Origin of the sequence: Klebsiella sp. V115_8 (assembly GCF_029967715.1) — a bacterium.
Taxonomy (GTDB): Bacteria; Pseudomonadota; Gammaproteobacteria; order Enterobacterales; family Enterobacteriaceae; genus Klebsiella; species Klebsiella quasipneumoniae.
The window spans coordinates 61382-80635 of record NZ_JASCAR010000024.1 but is presented as its reverse complement, the minus strand read 5'-3'; the positions used below and the strand labels follow the sequence as shown (position 1 = coordinate 80635).

The 19254-nt window shown below is 59.0% G+C and carries 16 protein-coding genes; 9 read left to right on the top strand and 7 right to left on the bottom strand.

Annotation, left to right across the window (positions count from 1 at the left end):
- Positions 1-91 precede the first annotated feature (91 nt).
- From QLG03_RS09050 to yfaU, 7 genes are all read left to right on the top strand, one after another.
- Positions 92-1021, top strand: a complete 930-nt coding sequence (locus tag QLG03_RS09050) for an Rpn family recombination-promoting nuclease/putative transposase (protein WP_032453563.1) — start codon at positions 92-94, stop codon at positions 1019-1021.
- Positions 1022-1304: 283 nt separating this feature from the next.
- Complete coding sequence (locus QLG03_RS09045) at positions 1305-1847, top strand: YfaZ family outer membrane protein (protein WP_004201712.1); 543 nt, start codon at positions 1305-1307, stop codon at positions 1845-1847.
- 102 nt (positions 1848-1949) lie between these two features.
- Positions 1950-3146 carry a nicotinamide mononucleotide deamidase-related protein YfaY gene (locus QLG03_RS09040; RefSeq protein ID WP_044524253.1) on the top strand — a complete coding sequence of 399 codons (1197 nt, stop codon included), beginning with the start codon at positions 1950-1952 and terminating at the stop codon, positions 3144-3146.
- A 203-nt stretch (positions 3147-3349) separates the two neighbouring features.
- Positions 3350-4135, top strand: a complete 786-nt coding sequence (locus QLG03_RS09035; protein ID WP_023290494.1) for an IclR family transcriptional regulator — start codon at positions 3350-3352, stop codon at positions 4133-4135.
- Positions 4136-4145: 10 nt separating this feature from the next.
- Positions 4146-5351, top strand: coding sequence for an L-rhamnonate dehydratase (gene rhmD / locus QLG03_RS09030; protein WP_017899291.1), 1206 nt, complete (start codon positions 4146-4148; stop codon positions 5349-5351).
- A 41-nt stretch (positions 5352-5392) separates the two neighbouring features.
- Positions 5393-6682, top strand: coding sequence for an MFS transporter (locus tag QLG03_RS09025; protein WP_032453561.1), 1290 nt, complete (start codon positions 5393-5395; stop codon positions 6680-6682).
- Positions 6683-6696: 14 nt separating this feature from the next.
- Positions 6697-7500, top strand: coding sequence for a 2-keto-3-deoxy-L-rhamnonate aldolase (yfaU, locus tag QLG03_RS09020; protein ID WP_023290492.1), 804 nt, complete (start codon positions 6697-6699; stop codon positions 7498-7500).
- 21 nt (positions 7501-7521) lie between these two features.
- Here the strand turns inward: yfaU and glpC are convergent, their stop codons facing one another.
- The 3 genes from glpC to glpA are packed head-to-tail and all read right to left on the bottom strand — an operon-like array spanning position 7522 to position 11568.
- Positions 7522-8700, bottom strand: a complete 1179-nt coding sequence (gene glpC, locus QLG03_RS09015; RefSeq protein WP_023290491.1) for an anaerobic glycerol-3-phosphate dehydrogenase subunit GlpC — start codon at positions 8698-8700, stop codon at positions 7522-7524.
- A complete protein-coding gene (gene glpB, locus QLG03_RS09010; protein WP_255989013.1) occupies positions 8697-9956 on the bottom strand; it encodes a glycerol-3-phosphate dehydrogenase subunit GlpB in 1260 nt (419 codons plus the stop codon). Before glpB ends, glpC begins: the two co-directional genes overlap by 4 nt.
- Positions 9946-11568 carry an anaerobic glycerol-3-phosphate dehydrogenase subunit A gene (glpA, locus tag QLG03_RS09005; RefSeq protein ID WP_255989015.1) on the bottom strand — a complete coding sequence of 541 codons (1623 nt, stop codon included), beginning with the start codon at positions 11566-11568 and terminating at the stop codon, positions 9946-9948. Before glpA ends, glpB begins: the two co-directional genes overlap by 11 nt.
- Positions 11569-11840: 272 nt before the next feature.
- Between glpA and glpT the strand changes: the two genes are divergently transcribed.
- Together glpT and glpQ are read left to right on the top strand one after the other, a co-directional pair.
- The gene (gene glpT / locus QLG03_RS09000) at positions 11841-13187 is read left to right on the top strand and encodes a glycerol-3-phosphate transporter (protein WP_223064183.1); all 1347 of its coding nucleotides are present in this window, start codon (positions 11841-11843) and stop codon (positions 13185-13187) included.
- Positions 13188-13196: 9 nt separating this feature from the next.
- Entirely contained in the window at positions 13197-14267 is a 1071-nt protein-coding gene (gene glpQ / locus QLG03_RS08995) for a glycerophosphodiester phosphodiesterase (RefSeq protein WP_255989020.1), read from the top strand.
- A 71-nt stretch (positions 14268-14338) separates the two neighbouring features.
- Here the strand turns inward: glpQ and yfaE are convergent, their stop codons facing one another.
- From yfaE to ubiG, 4 genes are all read right to left on the bottom strand, one after another.
- A complete protein-coding gene (yfaE, locus tag QLG03_RS08990) occupies positions 14339-14593 on the bottom strand; it encodes a class I ribonucleotide reductase maintenance protein YfaE (protein ID WP_004201692.1) in 255 nt (84 codons plus the stop codon).
- Positions 14593-15723 (bottom strand): class Ia ribonucleoside-diphosphate reductase subunit beta, encoded by a 1131-nt coding sequence (gene nrdB / locus QLG03_RS08985; protein ID WP_004140835.1) that lies wholly within the window; start codon positions 15721-15723, stop codon positions 14593-14595. Before nrdB ends, yfaE begins: the two co-directional genes overlap by 1 nt.
- A 101-nt stretch (positions 15724-15824) precedes the next feature.
- Positions 15825-18110, bottom strand: a complete 2286-nt coding sequence (gene nrdA, locus QLG03_RS08980) for a class 1a ribonucleoside-diphosphate reductase subunit alpha (protein WP_048297918.1) — start codon at positions 18108-18110, stop codon at positions 15825-15827.
- A gap of 344 nt (positions 18111-18454) precedes the next feature.
- Positions 18455-19183 (bottom strand): bifunctional 2-polyprenyl-6-hydroxyphenol methylase/3-demethylubiquinol 3-O-methyltransferase UbiG, encoded by a 729-nt coding sequence (gene ubiG / locus QLG03_RS08975; RefSeq protein WP_180265807.1) that lies wholly within the window; start codon positions 19181-19183, stop codon positions 18455-18457.
- Between the last annotated feature and the right edge of the window lie 71 nt (positions 19184-19254).

Below are 19254 nucleotides of genomic sequence, written 5' to 3'. Positions count from 1 at the left end.
TTGCGAGGCGCCTCGGCAAACCGCAAGGGAAATACGGCGCTGGCTTTACAGAGTGATAAGTTAAGCGAAAATTATCGTATGGAGAGCCACCATGGAAAGGACCACCCATTCCCCACATGACGCCGTGTTTAAACACCTACTGTCGCATCGGGCGACGGCGCGGGATTTTCTGGACATTCACCTTCCTGAACATTTGCGAGAATTATGCAATCTGCAAACGCTGCAGTTGGAGTCCGGAAGTTTTATCGATGAAGACCTGCGCGCCAGCCATTCCGATATTCTTTACTCGCTGCAAACCCAGGCGGGGGACGGATATATCTATCTGCTTATCGAACATCAAAGCTCTGCGGACCGTCATATGGCATTTCGCCTGATGCGTTATGCGATAGCAGCGATGCAGCGCCATCTGGATAAAGGACATACGCAACTGCCATTGGTGATCCCGCTGCTTTTTTATCATGGGCAAGTCTCGCCCTGGCCGTATCCCATGTGCTGGCTGGAAGGATTTGCTCATCCGCAAACCGCGCGGCAAGTATACAATCAGGATTTTCACTTAATCGATATCACGGTGCTTCCTGACGATACAATAATGCAGCACCGACGGGTCGCGATGCTTGAGTTACTGCAAAAGCATATCCGGCAGCGCGATATGATGGAACTGCAGGAGCAACTAGCCAGCCTGTTGGCGCTGGGATACACTAGCCGCAGACAGCTCAGGACGCTGCTTCACTATTTATTGCAGGCAGGAAATGCCGCCGATCCGGTCGCCTTTTTACGTAATCTTGCGCAAAATGTCCCCAGACGGCTGCATAAGGAGACGCTAATGAACATTGCCCAGTTTCTGGAACAACGCGGCCATCAGCAGGGCCTTGAGCAGGGCCTGCAGCAAGGTCTTGAACAGGGAGAACAATTGGCTGCGCAACGTATTGCCCAGGCGATGCTGGAAAACGGGCTTGATCTGGCGCTGGTGGCGAAGCTGACGGGGCTTGCGCCGGAGCGCCTGGCCCTGCTCGCCCATTAATTTTTCTGCTTCCTTCAAACAGCCTGCGCGACGGCGATTGCGCAGGTAAATATAGATTTATTTAATCAATACAACCTAATTAAATATAATTCCACTGAATATGAATGCGGTGAAATTTACATTCTTTCGCAAATGCGCGGCGGTATTGCTGTAAAAAGACGCAACTGGTTACACTCTTGTGAAAAATCATTTCGCCAGGTCATTGATTCCTGACGAGTGCGCAGTAGAATTTTCAGGTTTTTTCGGGACTTCTTTGATTTTAATTTTCTGGATAGAGTAAATAATGAAAAAAAGCATTTTTATGGCGCTGGCTGGCGTCATGCTGGTCTCTTCGGCGGCCCATGCGATCAGCGTTACCGGCGAAGCAGGCGAGCATTACACCAACCTTGGGGTCGGCTTCGGCACCGAGTCCACCGGTCTGGCTGTTTCGGGTAACTGGCTGCACAGCGATAACGATGGCGACGCCGCGGGTTTAGGCCTGGGCCTGAATATTCCGCTGGGGCCGTTCCTGGCGACCGTGGGCGGTAAAGGGGTATACACCAACCCGAAACAGGGTGATGAAGGTTATGCGGCCGCGGTCGGCGGCGGCCTGCAGTGGAAAATCGGCGACAGCTTCCGTCTGTATGGCGACTACTACTACTCTCCAGATTCCCTCTCCAGCGGCATTGACAGCTATCAGGAAGCCAACGTCGGCGCCAGCTGGACCATTATGCGTCCGCTCAGCATCCAGGCAGGCTATCGCTATCTGAACCTGGCGGGCAAAGATGGCAACCGCGATAACACCATCGCCGACGGCCCGTACATCGGCGCCAGCGCCAGCTTCTAATCTCCTCCGGCGCGGTCTCTTCTTGCCGCGCCAGATTTTCCTCCTCGTCAGCCTCCCGCTTTGCGTTATAGTATTTGCCACCTGGCAGGCAAGGAGTGAGCAATGTTGAATGTGGAAATGCTGTCCACTGGCGATGAAGTGTTGCATGGTCAAATCGTTGACACCAATGCAGCATGGCTGGCGGATTTCTTTTTTAATCAGGGTTTACCATTAACGCGCCGTAATACCGTCGGCGACGATCTCGATGCGCTGGTGGCGATTCTTCGCGAACGCAGCGAACAGGCGGATGTGCTGATCGTCAATGGCGGCCTCGGCCCAACCAGCGACGACCTGAGCGCGCTGGCCGCGGCCACCGCGAAAGGCGAAGGACTTATTTTGCATCCGGAGTGGCTGGAAACCATGACCCGCTTCTTTGCTGAACGCGGGCGGCCGATGGCGGAAAGCAACCGTAAGCAGGCGGAAATCCCCGCCAGCGCCGAGATGATCAATAACCCGGTGGGCACGGCCTGCGGCTTTGCCATCCAGCTCAATCGCTGCCTGATGTTTTTCACCCCCGGCGTTCCCTCTGAATTCAAAGTGATGGTCGAGCAGGAGATTTTACCGCGCCTGCGCCAGCGCTTTACGCTGCCGGAACCGCCGGTATGCCTGCGGCTGACCACTTTTGGCCGCTCGGAAAGCGAGCTGGCGCAAAACCTCAATCCGCTGACGTTACCGCCTGGCGTAGTGATGGGCTACCGCTCGTCGATGCCGATCATTGAGCTGAAGCTGACCGGACCGGCTGAGCAGCGTGACGCCATGCTGGCCCTGTGGCCGGAAGTGCGTAAAGTGGCTGGCGACAGCCTGATTTTCGAAGGCACTGAAGGGTTACCGGCGCAGATTGCACGCTGCCTGCAGGAGCGGCAGCTGAGCCTGACGCTCAGCGAGCAGTTTACCGGCGGTCTGCTGGCGCTCCAGCTGTCCCGCGCCGGCGCGCCGCTGCTGGCCAGCGAAGTGGTCCCGGCGCAGGAGGAGACGCTGGCGCAGGCGGCCCGCTGGGCGGCCGAGCGGCGCATTAACCATTTTGCCGGCCTGGCCCTGGCGGTGAGCGGCCAGGAAAACGATCATCTTAACGTGGCCCTGGCCACCCCCGACGGCACCTTCGCGCTGCGGGTGAAGTTTAGCGTCACCCGCCACAGCCTGGCGGTACGCCAGGAAGTCTGCGCCATGATGGCATTAAACCTGCTGCGTCGCTGGCTGAATGGCCAACCGCTGGCCAGTGAACATGGCTGGATTAACGTGGTGGATTCCCTCTCAATGTAGGTCGTTTCCCGGCGCGCGGGCTTCTCCCGGGCGCCGGTTGTCCAGCCTGTTGTACTCTCCTGAAAAAATTCTGTGCGTTAAGTCGCAATTTTCCGCTGCGAACGGTCCAGCATACGGGAAAGCGATTGCCCCGCGATGTCGCTCACACTTTACCGCCCGGACAACCGCAACACTGATTCCAGTATTCAGGATTGGAGTCCAGTATGTTGGAATCAACGAAAGTCCCGGCGCTGACCCGCGCGATTGAGATCCTCAATTTAATTGGCCGCATCGGACCCTGCAGCGCGGCGACGATAATAGCGGAGCTGGGGATCCCGAAAAGCACGGTTTATCTGCTGCTGGGCGAGCTGAAAAAGCAGCGCTTCATCAGTATGGATAATCAGGATAACTACTGCCTGTGGACCAAACTGGTGGAGCTGGCCGGGCAGGCGCTAAGCAAAATGGACCTGCGCGAGCTGGCGCGGCCGCGCCTGACCCGGCTGATGGATGAGTGCGGCCTGCTCTGCCATCTGGGCATTATCGATCACGGTAACGCCTACTACATTCTGAAAATTGAATCACCCGCCACCATTAGCGTGCGTTCGCACGAAGGAAAGAGCCTGTCGCTTTACCGCTCCGGGATCGGCAAATGTCTGCTGGCCTGGCAGCCCGCCGGGGTTCAGGCATCGATTATCGATGAACTGCAGTGGGAGCGGGCTACGCCAACGACCATCAGCAATGCTCAACAACTGCGGGAGGAGCTGGGGCGGATCCGCGCCCGGGGGTGGAGCTTTGATAATGGCGAGGACTATCCGGACGTGCGCTGCGTGGCCGCCCCGGTTTTTAACGCCAATAACGACCTGACCGCCGCCATCTCGGTGGTGGGTACCCGTCTGCAAATCAATGAAGACAATCGCGATTACCTTGCCGGTAAGGCGATTGCCTGCGCGAAAGATATTTCACGACTGCTGGGGTGGAAAAGCCCCTTTGAACAACTCGCCTCATCATAAGGAGAACACCATGACCCTACCGAAAATTAAACACGTCCGCGCCTGGTTTACCGGCGGCGCCACCGCAGAGCAGGGCGCCGGCGGCGGCGATTACCACGATCAGGGGGCTAACCACTGGATTGACGATCATATCGCCACGCCGATGAGCAAATACAAACAGTATGAGCAGTCCCGCCAGTCGTTTGGCATCAACGTGCTGGGCACGCTGATTGTGGAAGTGGAAGCCGACAACGGGCAGACCGGCTTTGCCGTGTCGACGGCCGGAGAGATGGGCTGCTTTATCGTGGAAAAACATCTCAACCGCTTTATCGAAGGCAAATGCGTCAGCGATATCAAACTGATCCACGACCAGATGCTCAACGCCACCCTTTACTACGCAGGATCCGGCGGTCTGGTGATGAACACTATCTCCTGTGTCGACCTCGCGCTGTGGGATCTGTTCGGGAAAGTGGTTGGCCTGCCGGTCTACAAACTGCTGGGCGGAGCGGTGCGTGACGAAATCCAGTTCTATGCCACCGGCGCTCGTCCGGATCTGGCGCAGGAGATGGGCTTTATCGGCGGCAAAATGCCCACCCACTGGGGCCCGCACGATGGCGACGCCGGGATCCGCAAAGACGTCGCCATGGTGGCGGACATGCGCGAAAAATGCGGCCCGGATTTCTGGTTAATGCTGGACTGCTGGATGAGTCAGGACGTTAACTATGCCACCAAACTTGCCCATGCCTGCGCCCCTTACAACCTCAAGTGGATCGAGGAGTGCCTGCCGCCGCAGCAGTATGAAGGTTATCGCGAGCTGAAGCGCCAGGCGCCGGCCGGGATGATGGTGACCAGCGGCGAGCACCACGGCACCCTGCAGTCCTTCCGCACCCTGTCGGAGACCGGAATCGATATTATGCAGCCCGACGTCGGCTGGTGCGGCGGCTTAACCACGCTGGTGGAGATAGCGGCTATTGCTAAAGCGCGCGGGCAGCTGGTGGTGCCGCACGGCTCGTCGGTTTACTCACATCATGCGGTGATCACTTTCACCAACACGCCGTTCAGCGAGTTTCTGATGACCAGTCCTGACTGCGCCACGCTGCGTCCGCAGTTCGACCCGATCCTGCTCGGCGAGCCGGTGCCGGAGAGGGGGCGCATTCATAAATCGGTACTGGATAAACCCGGCTTTGGCGTCGAGCTCAATCGCGACTGCAACCTGAAACGTCCTTATCAACACTGATCCCCCGGGCCGCCCGGCGGCCCACGCCTGAGGATATTATGATGAGCAACACTCTGCTGGAGAGCGTGGTGAAGAAAAACCGCGCCCGCTTAATCCCCTTTATGCTGGCGCTGTACGTGCTGGCGTTTCTTGACCGTTCGAATATCGGTTTCGCCAAAGAGACCTACCAGCTGGACACTGGCCTCAGCAACGAAGCCTATGCGCTGGGGGCGGGGATTTTCTTTGTGGTCTATGCCTTTCTTGGGGTGCCGGCCAACCTCCTGATGCGTAAATTTGGCGCCAGAAAATGGATCGGCTGCACCACGCTGCTGTGGGGCGTGCTGTCGGCGGCGATGGCGTGGGCGGATACGGAAGCGAAATTCCTGCTGGTACGTACCCTGCTGGGCGCGGCGGAGGCAGGCTTCTTCCCCGGCATGATCTACCTCACGTCTCAGTGGTTTCCCCAGCAAAACCGCGCCAGCATTATGGGGCTTTTTTATATGGGGGCGCCGCTGGCGCTGACCCTCGGTTCGCCTTTATCCGGCGCGCTGCTGGAGATGCATGGGTTTATGGGCCATCCCGGCTGGTTCTGGATGTTTGTGATTGAAGGCCTGCTCGCCGTCGCCGCGGGAGCGTTCACCTTCTTCTGGCTGGACGATTCGCCGCAGCATGCCCGCTTCCTGAGCGCGGCGGAGAAACAGGCCCTGATAAGCGAGCTGGCGCGAGAGGAGGAGAAAAAGGTCACTTCGCGTCTGTCCGATGCGCTGCGTAACGGGCGGGTCTGGCAGCTGGCGCTGATCTACATGACCATTCAGGTGGCGGTCTATGGCCTGATTTTCTTCCTGCCCACTCAGGTCGCCGCGCTGTTGGGCACCAAAGTCGGCTTCATTGCCTCGGTGGTGACGGCTATTCCGTGGGTGGCGGCGCTGTTCGGCACCTGGCTTATCCCTCGCTACTCCGATCGTACCGGCGAGCGGCGCAATATTGCCGCGTTGACGCTGCTGGCGGCAGCGGTCGGGATTGCGGTTTCCGGGCTGGTGGCGCCGGTGCTGGCTATCATCGCGCTGTGCGTGGCGGCGGTTGGGGTGATTGCCGTGCAGCCGGTCTTCTGGACGATGCCGACGCAGCTGCTCTCCGGCACGGCGCTGGCCGCCGGGATTGGCTTCGTTAACCTGTTTGGCGCCATCGGCGGCTTTCTGGCGCCGATCGTTCGCGTGCAGGCCGAAACGCTGTTCGCCAGCAGCGCCGCTGGACTGTTAACCCTGGCCGGCGTGGCCATCATCGGGGTGATCATCATCTTCTCATTAAGCCTCACCCGCGCGGTTCCTCAGCGCGGCGGCGTACAGCATTGATTAAAGGAATCGCTATGAACGCACTGTTATCAAACCCCTTCAAACGTGGATTATTACGCGGTGAGACGCAAATAGGCCTGTGGCTGAGCTCGACCTCCTCCTATCTGGCGGAGATTGCCGCCACTTCCGGATATGACTGGCTGCTGATCGACGGCGAGCATGCCCCGAACACTATTCAGGACCTTTATCATCAGCTCCAGGCCATCGCCCCTTACGCCAGTCAGCCGGTGATCCGTCCGGTGGAGGGCAGCCGCAGCCTGATAAAACAGGTGCTGGATATTGGCGCCAGAACGTTGCTGGTGCCGATGGTCGATACCGCCGAGCAGGCGCGGGAAGTCGTCTCGGCAACCCGTTATCCTCCCGTCGGTAGCCGCGGCGTTGGCGCCGGCGTGGCCCGGGCGGCGCGCTGGGGCAGAGTGGAGAATTATATGGCGGAGGCGAATGACGAACTCTGTCTGCTGATTCAGGTGGAGAGCCGAACCGCGCTGGAAAATCTGGACGCTATCCTCGAGGTGGAGGGCATTGACGGGGTGTTTATCGGGCCGGCGGATCTCTCCGCTTCGCTGGGACACCCGGACGATGCTGGCCATCCTGACGTGCAGCGGGTGATTGAACAGAGCATCCGGCGCATTCGCGCGGCGGGAAAAGCGGCCGGATTTCTGGCGGTCGACCCGGCGATGGCGGAAAAATGTCTCGCCTGGGGGGCCAATTTCGTCGCCGTCGGGGTCGATACCATGCTGTACACCCAGGCGCTGGACCGCCGGCTGGCAATGTTTAAATCCGCCAGCGCTCAGCCGCAGGAGAAAGCGAGCTATTGACGGCGCAGGCTGGCGCCGGACTCAGGCGAGCGCCTGCGCCAGCACCGTCAGCGGATGTTCGCAGCGTTTGCTGGTGGACATTTCTATCTGCCATTTACAGGTCTCGCAGTCGGTGACGACGATGTCGGCGCCGCTCTCCTCAATCTGACGGAACAGCGGGGCGCCGATAGCCTGGGATACCGCGTAATTCTCAGTCTTAAACCCGTAGGTGCCGGCGATGCCGCAGCACTGCGAATCCAGCACTTCCAGCTGCAGGCCAGGGATCAGCCGCAGCAGTTCGAGGGTATACAGCGACCAGCCCATTTTCTCCATATGGCACGGCGTGTGATAGACCACCTTCAGCGGCAGCGGGCGCAGCGGCAGCGTTTTGCCACTATCCAGTTGTTTCCAGATCCAGCGAGTGGCCAGCTCCACCCGGTCGCGGAGATCGCTGTTGTCGACATCAAGGAGATGCGGGTATTCATCGCGCAGCGTAAAGGTGCAGGTCGAGGAGGTGGCGATGATCGGCAGCGCGTTTTCCCGCATCGCGGCGACGTTGCTCTGCGCCTGCTTACGCGCTTTGTCAAAAAAGCCGTTGGCGATCAGCGGCACGCCGCAGCATTTTTCCCGTGATAACAACTGCACGCCGGTGCCCAGCGCATTGACGACGCGAATCAGATCCTTGCCCAGCTGCGGGTGGTTATAGTTGACGTAGCAACCATGAAAGAAGGCCACCTGCTCAGGGTACTGCGCCTGTCTGGCCGCGAGCTGGCGGTAAGCGCGGCGGAAGGTGCCGAAGCCATATTTTGGCAGCGTGCGCCGATGATCGATATTGAGCGCCGCGTCGAGCAGGCGGCGTACCGGTTTTAAGCCGGTGGTGGCGTTTACCAGTGGGGCAAAGGGGGTGGAAAGGGTGCCCATCAGATCGGTATGGCTGAGAATAGCGTCGCGCAGGGTCGGTTTTTGCTGGCCATACTGTGCCCGGGCGCGCTGAATGATATCGCCAATTTTCACATCCGACGGGCAGGCGACCTCACAGCGCTTGCAGTTAATGCAGTACTTGAGCGCCTCATCGTACAGCGCGCCATCCTTCAGGCGCAGGCGTTCGCCGTCCGGCCCCGCCTGTTTCGGCCCGGGATAGCGCGGATTGACCCGGCTGACCGGACAGGTGGTGGTACAGACCGTGCACTTAATGCAGCTTTCAAAACGGGTATCGTTCATGGTCGGCCTCCGGCGAGGGCGTGGATCTGTCTGGCGGCGTGCAGTGCGGTGACGGCGCAGACCCCGCCGCCGCAGCCGAGCTGAATGGCATCGAACCCGCCGAGCAGCGAACCGATGGCGAAAAGATTGCTGAACGGCTGCCCGCCCAGCATGGGGCGCAGCAGGGCATCGGTTTTCACCCCGAAGCGCTGCCACGGCTGGGAGGCAAAGAAGTCGCGCTGGTACCAGTCGTCGCGCGGCAGGGTCTGCTGTAGATCGAGACCGAGAATGGGTTCGCGCACGCTATCCCGCGTGGCGACAAGACCGTTACTGAAAAAGCTGCCGCTGGCCAGCACGGTAAAACGCGGACGCAGCGCAATATCGCCGTGATTTCGCGTCCAGACGGCCTCGACGGCGCCCTGTCGATGGCTGATGTTCACCACTTCATCGCCGGCAAGCCAGATGCCGCCGCCGCGAATAAACTGCCGCTGCAGCAAACGGTGCAGGCGCATCCCGGGAACCGAAGGCGGCAGCGTCGGCAGCAGACGCAGCGGGCAGGGCAGGCGCGCCTGCAGCCAGTGGTACAGGCGATCGTCGGCGAGGCCAAAGCAGGCGGGCATGATCAGCTGCTCATGCTGCTGCGCCAGCGGTAGCAGCGCCGCATGCAGGGCAGGCCAGTGGTTTTCATCGTCGAGGAGGCGGGCGATATTGGCGGCGCGAAACTCGGTGGGGTTGTCACGTAAAACATCCAGCAGCGGTAACTCGATTTCCGCCGCTACGGCGGTGACGCCGGTTTGCCCGAGCGCGGCGGCGGCGAGATGCGGCTGAAAATCGGCAAAGCCGCTGATCCCCACCAGACAGACCCCCTGTCGGGGGAGTGGCGCGACAGGAACCTCCTGCGGCGATAACCACGCCGCGCGCAGCGTCCCCAGCGGCGTTACCCGCCGGTGCGGGCGGTGCGCGTCGCCCTGCATCACCGCGCCGCAGGCGGCCAGCAAAGCTTCAGTCTGTTTTGCGTATTCGAGCACCGCCCCGGCGCCGAGCCGGGAATAAGGGTGCTCAGGAAGCAGTTCAGCGAGCTGCTGCAGACCTTGCGCGAGGTCAGTGACGTTATCGCCGTTCGGCAGCGCCGAGAGCAGATCTAACGACGCGGAGGAAAAATGCAACGCGCTTTGCCCGCGGCTGATGATAACGCTGCGCAGGCCGGACTGATTCAGCGTCAGGCCGCACAGCAGGCCGGCCAGTCCGCCGCCGATAATCGCGCAGTCAAATTTCATCCTGATGCTCCTGTGGTAGTCCGCACAGGCCGAGGTAGACCCAGCGGGTGAATTCGCTTTCGCGCAGCGCGTCGCCCCAGGCGATGGGCTGCACGCCCTTCCAGCGCTCATTGAGAAACGCCGACAGCTGGGTCAACGACTGCGCGGGGGTGGTGACGTTAAAGCGCTGCAGCAGACCGGCGGCGCGGCAGGCGCAGAGTTCCCCCTGGCAGGTCCCCATGCCAATCCGGGTACGGCGGCGCAGGTCGAGCAGGGTGTGGACCGCCAGATTTTCCACCGCGTATTTCACTTCACCAGCGGTGACGGCTTCGCATTCGCAGACCAGACTACGGTGCTGGCGGCTGTCGCCAAGCCAGGCCGGCGTGCGATCGCCATGGCGGTAGACAGCAGAGCCGCGCAGCGGGCCCGGCAGGGAGATAATTTTTCGCAGGGTGCTTTCCGTCGGCTCCTGCGACCCGGGGAGCGGGCTCTCGGCCGTGGAACAGGGGGTGGTGTTGCCCAGCTTACGACAGACGGCGTCGGTGGCCCACTCGGCCATCAGGCGATAGGTCATCAGCTTGCCGCCGGTGATGGTAATGAAGCCTTCCATGCCGTCGCGCTGAGCATGGTCGAGCAGGACGATGCCGCGGCTGACGCTGCGTCCGCTGGGATCGTTGTCGCTGGCCACCAGCGGGCGGACGCCGGAGTAGGCGCGGAGGATCCGGGTGCGGCCCATGACCGGCGCCAGCTTTTCACCTTCGCGCAGCAGGGTTTCGACTTCCGCGGTCGTTACCCGGTTGTCGTCAATTTCGTCATAAGGAATATGCATCGAGGTGGTGCCGATCAGCGAGATGGTATCCCCGGGCACCAGAATATCGGCATCGGCCGGCTTACGGCAGCGGTTGATCACCAGGTTGTTAATGCGGTGGTCAAGGATCAACAGCGATCCCTTCGCCGGAAACATGGTGATGCGCAGGTCGGCATATTCCGCAATGCGCTGCCCCCAGATCCCGGCGGCATTGACCACTACCCCGGCGTACAGGGCGCGGGTCTGGTGAAGCTGACGATCGTATACCTGGACGCCACAGATGCGGTCGCCCTGGCGCAGCAGGCCTGTCACTTCGCAGCCGGTGAGGATCTGCGCGCCGTGTTCGCGGGCGTCGAGCATATTGGCCGCGGTGAGGCGAAACGGGTCAATGGTACCATCCGGGACCTGCACCGCCCCCAGCAGCGTCGGGTTGACGGCGGGCTCGCGGCGCAGCGCCTCCTGCGCAGAAAGCGGCGTGGCCTCTATGCCAGCCTGCTGGCAGGCGGCGATAAAGGTCTGCTGCCAGGCCAGATCGTCTTCAGGCAGGGTAATGAACAGACCGCCGGCCGGTTCGATACAGTGACGGGCGATGCGGCGCAGGATGCGGTTCTCACTGATGCATTCGCGGGCGGATTCGTTGTCGGTCACCGCATAGCGGGCGCCGCTGTGCAACAGCCCATGATTACGGCCGGTGGCCCCGGTGGCGATATCATGGCGCTCAATGAGCACTGTGCGTAATCCGCGTCGGGCGCAGTCGCGGGCGATGCCAGCGCCGGTTGCTCCGCCGCCGATGATGATGACCTCGCTATCAAGACGTCCCGTCATCTTCAGCTCCTCTGCTTTCGTTTACCGCCATTTAGCCACAATCAATAAGGTTATTGTTTGATTTCGAGCATATTCGCGCGTTATTTGAGCGAATTATGTGATTTTGTGCTCACATTGGAACCTTTTGTCATATTTCTGTAACAAATTGTGCGATGTTTCACAGTATCAGCTCTACGTATTGCCTACCATCGCGGCCAGATTCGAAGTTGGTGATTAATCTGGGATTGTTGTCGTGACGTCAGTAAAAAACAGCAAGGGCCACGGAGGCTGATATGTTAAGTATTTTTAAACCCGCCGCGCATAAAGCGCGTTTGCCAGCCGCGGAGATCGACCCGCTCTATCGTCGGTTACGCTGGCAGATTTTTATCGGCATCTTCTTTGGTTATGCCGCTTACTATCTGGTTCGTAAGAACTTTGCCCTGGCGATGCCCTATCTTATCGAGCAAGGTTTTTCTCGCGGCGATCTCGGTTTCGCCCTTTCCGGCATCTCCATTGCCTACGGATTTTCGAAATTCATCATGGGATCGGTCTCTGACCGTTCGAATCCGCGCATTTTCCTGCCGGCGGGGCTGATCCTCGCCGCGCTGGTGATGCTGGTGATGGGCTTCATACCGTGGGCCACCTCGAGCATCATGATCATGTTCGTGCTGCTGTTTCTCTGCGGCTGGTTCCAGGGGATGGGCTGGCCGCCGTGCGGCCGTACCATGGTCCACTGGTGGTCGCAGAAAGAGCGCGGCGGAATTGTTTCAGTGTGGAACTGCGCGCATAACGTCGGCGGGGGGATTCCGCCGCTGCTGTTCCTGTTAGGTATGGCCTGGTTTAACGACTGGCATGCGGCGCTCTATATGCCGGCTTTCGGCGCTATTCTGCTGGCGATTTTCGCCTTCGCGATGATGCGCGATACGCCGCAATCCTGCGGCCTGCCGCCGATCGAAGAGTATAAAAACGACTACCCGGACGATTACAGCGAAGAGCATGAACAAGAGCTGACGGCGAAGCAGATCTTTATGCAGTACATTCTGCCGAACAAGCTGCTGTGGTACATCGCGGTCGCCAACGTCTTCGTTTATCTGCTGCGCTACGGCATTCTCGACTGGTCGCCGACCTACCTGAAAGAGGTGAAGCACTTCGCGCTGGATAAATCCTCCTGGGCCTACTTCCTGTACGAGTACGCGGGGATCCCGGGCACCCTGCTGTGCGGCTGGATGTCGGATAAAGTGTTTAAAGGCAACCGCGGCGCCACCGGCGTGTTCTTTATGACCCTGGTGACCATCGCCACCGTCGTGTACTGGCTGAACCCGCCGGGTAACCCGGGCGTCGATATGGCCTGTATGATTATTATCGGCTTCCTGATCTACGGCCCGGTGATGCTGATTGGTCTGCATGCGCTGGAGCTGGCGCCGAAGAAAGCCGCCGGCACCGCCGCAGGCTTCACCGGCCTGTTCGGTTACCTCGGCGGTTCCGTGGCCGCGAGCGCCATCGTCGGCTACACCGTCGATTTCTTCGGTTGGGACGGCGGCTTTATGGTGATGATCGGCGGCAGCGTGCTGGCGGTTGTCCTGCTGGTTATCGTGATGCTCGGTGAACGCCGCCATCATCAACAGCTGAAGCAAGCCTAAGGAGCGGCGATGAACATGAAACTCACCGCGCTAATGAGCGGCATGATGTTGGCCAGTTCTGCGCTGTGCTTCAGCGCGGCAGCGGCGGATAAAATGGTTATCGCCCACCGCGGCGCCAGCGGCTATCTGCCGGAACATACCCTGCCGGCGAAAGCGATGGCCTACTCGCAGGGGGCGGATTACCTTGAGCAAGACCTGGTGATGACCAAAGACGACCGACTGGTGGTGTTGCACGACCACTATCTGGATCGGGTGACCGACGTCGCTCAGCGCTTCCCGCAGCGGGCGCGTCAAGATGGCCGTTTTTACGCCATCGACTTTACCCTGGCCGAGATCAAGTCGCTGACGTTTACCGAAGGCTTTGAGCCGAAAGACGGCAAGAATGTGCAAACCTATCCCGGGCGTTTCCCGATGGGCAAATCCGATTTCCGCATTCATACCTTTGAAGAAGAGATTGAGTTTGTCCAGGGGCTGAATCATTCCACCGGCAAAAACATCGGTATTTACCCGGAAATCAAAGCGCCGTGGTTCCACCATCAGGAAGGCAAAGATATTGCCGCCAGCACGCTGAAAGTGCTGAAAGAATATGGCTACACCAGCAAGCAGGATAAGGTCTATCTGCAGTGCTTTGACGCCAATGAGCTCAAGCGTATTAAGCATGAGCTGGAGCCGAAGATGGGCATGGATCTCAAGCTGGTGCAGCTTATCGCCTATACCGACTGGAATGAAACCCAGCAGCGGCAGGCTGACGGCAAGTGGGTGAACTACAGCTATGACTGGATGTTCAAGCCGGGGGCCATGGCGCAGATTGCGCAGTACGCCGACGGCATTGGTCCGGATTATCATATGCTGGTGGCGGAAGGCTCAAAGCCGGGGGCGGTGAAGCTGACGGCGATGGTGAAGGAGGCGCACGCCAGCCATCTGCAGGTGCATCCGTATACCGTGCGCGCGGATCAGCTGCCGGAGTACGCCAGCAACGTCAATCAGCTCTATGACCTGCTGTATCGCCAGGCGGACGTCGATGGCTTGTTTACCGATTTCCCGGATAAAGCGGTGCAGTTTCTGGACGCTAAGCAGTAAAAAGCCGGGTTTACCCGGCCTGTGAACGGCAGTTTTGTCGGGCGCATAAGCGTTACGCCGCCCGACAAAACTTACATCTCAATTTCGATATCGCCCTTCGCCCGGCAGCAGCAGGGCAAAATTTCTCCCGGCTGGATAAAGGCCAGCGGCTCGGTCAGCCAGTCAACCTGGCCGGAGACCAGACGAGTGCGGCAGGAGCCGCAATAGCCTGCGCGGCACTGATACTCGACGTCGATATTATGCGATTCAAGAGCAGCCAACAGGGAAGGGTGTTCATCCTGACACTCAAGGCGAGTGTCAGAGATTTTCAAGAAGATCCGCTTCATTACAGCTGGAAGTTGCTCAGATCGTCAGCGTCGACTTCGGAATCGATCTGGCCGACCAGATAAGAGCTGACTTCCACTTCCTGCGGCGCGACCTGCACGTTATCGGACACCAGCCAGGTGTTGATCCACGGGATCGGGTTGGAGCGGGTCTGGAACGGCAGATCGAGGCCCACCGCCTGCATGCGGATATTGGTGATGTACTCGACGTACTGGCAGAGAATATCTTTGTTCAGGCCAATCATCGAGCCGTCGCGGAACAGGTAGTCCGCCCACTCTTTCTCCTGCTGCGCCGCCAGCACGAACAGGTCATAGCACTCCTGCTTGCACTCTTCGGCGATTTCCGCCATTTCCGGATCGTCGCTGCCGGAGCGCAGCAGGTTCAGCATATGCTGAGTGCCGGTCAGGTGCAGCGCTTCATCGCGGGCGATCAGGCGGATAATTTTGGCGTTGCCTTCCATCAGTTTGCGCTCGGCAAAGGCGAAGGAGCAGGCGAAGCTGACGTAGAAGCGGATCGCTTCCAGGGCGTTGACGCTCATCAGGCACAGATAGAGTTTCTTTTTCAGCTCGCGCAGATTGACGGTCACGGTCTTGCCGTTGACGGTGTGGGTGCCTTCGCCCAGCAGGTGCCAGTAGCTGGTCATCTCGATCAGCGAATCGTAATAGTGGGAGATCCCCTCGGCACGCTTCTGGATCTGCTCGTTGGTGACGATATCGTCGAACACGGTCGCCGGGTCGTTGACGATGTTGCGGATGATATGGGTGTACGAGCGCGAGTGAATGGTCTCGGAGAAGGCCCAGGTTTCCACCCAGGTCTCCAGCTCCGGGATGGAGATCAGCGGCAGCAGGGCCACGTTCGGGCTGCGGCCCTGGATGGAGTCGAGCAGCGTCTGGTACTTCAGGTTGCTGATGAAAATGTGTTTTTCATGTTCCGGCAGCGCCTGGTAGTCAATGCGATCGCGGGAGACGTCAACCTCTTCCGGGCGCCAGAAGAAGGAGAGCTGTTTTTCAATCAGCTTTTCAAAGATATCGTATTTTTGCTGATCGTAGCGGGCCACGTTAACCGGCTGGCCAAAAAACATTGGCTCAAGCAGCTGATCGTTTTTCGTCTGTGAAAAAGTGGTGTATGCCATTGAAGTGAGTCCTGTTGAACTGTATTGCCCGGCGGCGATGCGTTGGCCGGGCCTACAAAATCGTAGGCCGGGTAAGCGTAGCGCCACCCGGCAAAAATACCTTAGATCTTACAAGCGCCGCTTTCGCAGCCGTCGTCCTGGATGGACGGGGCCAGGTCATCCTGAGCGTCTTCAGCGCCATCACGGGTGTTGTGATAGTACAGCGTTTTGACGCCGAATTTATAGGCGTTGAGCAGGTCTTTCAGCAACTGCTGCATCGGCACTTTTCCGGAAGGGAAGCGCGTCGGATCGTAGTTGGTATTCGCAGAGATCGACTGGTCGATAAACTTCTGCATGATACCCACCAGCTGCAGGTAGCCGTCGTTGTTCGGCATTTCCCACAGCAGTTCGTAGGCGTTCTGCAGGTTTTCGTAGTCCGGCACCACCTGGCGCAGGATCCCATCCTTCGACGCTTTGATACTCACGTGGCCGCGCGGCGGCTCGATGCCGTTGGTGGCGTTGGAGATCTGCGACGAGGTCTCGGACGGCATCAGCGCGGAGAGCGTGGAGTTACGCAGGCCGTGGGTTTTGATGGACGCGCGAAGCGCTTCCCAGTCGTAGTGCAGGGCTTCGCTGACGATGCCGTCCAGGTCTTTTTTATAGGTATCGATCGGCAGGATACCCTGCGCATAGGTGGTTTCGTTGAACCACGGGCAAGCGCCCTGTTCGATAGCCAGTTCGTTGGAGGCCTTCAGCAGGTAGTACTGAATCGCTTCGAACGTTTTGTGGGTCAGGTTGTTGGCGCTGCCGTCGGAGTAGCGTTTGCCATGCTTCGCCAGATAGTAAGCGAAGTTGATCACGCCGATGCCCAGCGTACGGCGGCCCATTGCGCCGCGTTTGGCGGCGGGGATGGGGTAATCCTGATAGTCGAGCAGCGCGTCCAGGGCGCGCACCGCCAGCACCGCCAGCTCTTCCAGCTCGTCGAGGCTGTCGATAGCCCCGAGGTTGAAGGCCGACAGGGTGCACAGCGCGATTTCGCCGTTTTCGTCGTTGACGTCTTCCAGCGGTTTAGTCGGCAGGGCGATCTCCAGGCACAGGTTAGACTGGCGCACCGGGGCGACCACCGGATCGAACGGGCTGTGGGTGTTGCAGTGGTCGACGTTCTGGATGTAGATGCGGCCGGTGGAGGCGCGCTCCTGCATCATCAGCGAGAACAGCTCAACCGCTTTAATGCGCTGCTTGCGAATGCTGTCGTCCTGCTCGTACTGGGTGTACAGGCGCTCAAATTCGTCCTGATCGGCGAAGAAAGCGTCATACAGGCCCGGGACGTCGGAAGGGCTGAACAGGGTAATGTCGCCGCCCTTCAGCAGACGGGTGTACATCAGCTTGTTGATCTGCACCCCGTAGTCCATGTGACGAACGCGGTTGGCGTCGGTCCCGCGGTTGTTTTTCAGCACCAGCAGGCTTTCCACTTCCAGATGCCACATTGGGTAGAAGAGGGTCGCCGCGCCGCCGCGTACGCCGCCCTGCGAGCAGGACTTCACCGCGGTCTGGAAATGTTTGTAGAACGGAATGCAGCCGGTGTGGAAGGCTTCGCCGCCGCGGATCGGGCTGCCCAGCGCGCGAATGCGGCCGGCGTTGATGCCGATGCCGGCGCGCTGGGAAACGTATTTCACAATCGCGCTGGAGGTAGCGTTGATGGAGTCCAGGCTGTCGCCGCACTCGATCAGCACGCAGGAGCTGAACTGACGGGTTGGGGTACGCACGCCGGACATGATCGGCGTCGGCAGCGAGATTTTAAAGGTCGACACCGCGTCGTAGAAACGCTTGATGTAGTCCAGACGCGTTTCGCGCGGGTAGTTAGAGAACAGGCAGGCAGCCACCAGAATATAGAGGAACTGCGCGCTCTCATAAATTTCGCCGGTGACGCGGTTTTGTACCAGATACTTGCCTTCCAGCTGCTTAACGGCAGCGTAGGAGAAGTTCATGTCGCGCCAGTGGTCGAGGAAACCGTCCATCTGCTGGAACTCTTCTTCCGTGTAGTCTTCCAGCAGATGATGATCGTATTTACCCTTCTCGACCATCTTCACCACGTGATCGTAAAGCGCCGGCGGCTCAAACTGGCCGAAGGCTTTTTTACGCAAATGGAAAATCGCCAGACGCGCGGCGAGGTACTGGTAATCCGGCGCCTCGCGGGAGATCAGATCCGCAGCGGCTTTGATAATGGTTTCGTGGATGTCCGCGGTTTTAATGCCGTCATAGAACTGGATATGCGAGCGCAGCTCTACCTGGGAAATCGAAACGTTATTCAGTCCTTCTGCCGCCCAATCCAGTACGCGATGGATTTTGTCGAGATTGATGCGCTCGGTGGTTCCGTCGCGCTTTGTCACCAGCAGACTCTGATTCATGTGGATTTTACCTGTCCGTGAAAGAAAATATCCCCCGTTTATCCACAGAAGGCCGTTGTGACTAACTCTGTGGATAAATACTATATGTAGGGGGTTGTCGATAAAAGGAACGCTATATGGTGAGTATTTTAGTAAGGAATCTTTTGAGTACAAGGGTTGATTTTGACGTTAAATTGAGGTTGCGGAAGGGTAATAATCCGCAAGTCCACGTCGCATAAGGCCTGGAGAAGAAGTCAATAAAACAGAAAAAAAAATGAAAATTTGATCGAGTGCTGATTTCTTCATCGGAAGAAATAATCACGCGGCTTGATGCCGCGCAATCATCATAAGCGCAGGTGCTGACGTCACGCTTTTTTGGCGCTGGTATGCAACATATAGTTAACATCAACCCCCGGCGCCAACTTGAAGGTGTTGGTCAACGGATTGTAATGCAGGCCGATGATATGCTGCTCTTGCAGAGAAGTCTGATCTACCCAGCCCAGCAGTTCGGCCGGCTTGATAAACTTTTTCACATCATGAGTGCCTTTGGGCACCATCTTCATGACATATTCCGCGCCGACCACCGCCATCAGCCACGCTTTACCGTTACGGTTGATGGTGGAGAAGAAGACCTGGCCGCCAGGCTTCACCAGCCGCGCGCAGGCGTGGACGACCGACTGTGGGTCAGGGACGTGCTCCAGCATCTCCATGCAGGTGACGACGTCATACTGCTGCGGATGCTTCGCGGCATGTTCTTCAACCGTTTCCTGAACATACTCCACCTGAATTCCGCTCTCCAGGGCGTGCAGTTTCGCCACCTGCAGCGGCTCGGCGCCCATGTCCAGCCCGGTGACCGTCGCGCCTTCGCGCGCCATGCTCTCGGCGAGGATGCCGCCGCCGCAGCCGACATCGAGGACTTTTTTACCGAACAGGCCGCCTGAGCGTTCGGCGATATAGCCCAGCCGCAGGGGGTTAATGCGGTGGAGCGGTTTGAACTCGCCCTCCAGATCCCACCAGCGCGAGGCGACGGCTTCGAATTTGGCGATTTCAGCATGATCGACGTTAGGGGCTACCGACGTTTTTTCGGCATTCATGGGCGCTTTTACTCCTTTTCTGTTCAGACCTGCGAGTATATCAGCAGCGCGCCATGAATAAACCGTATTGC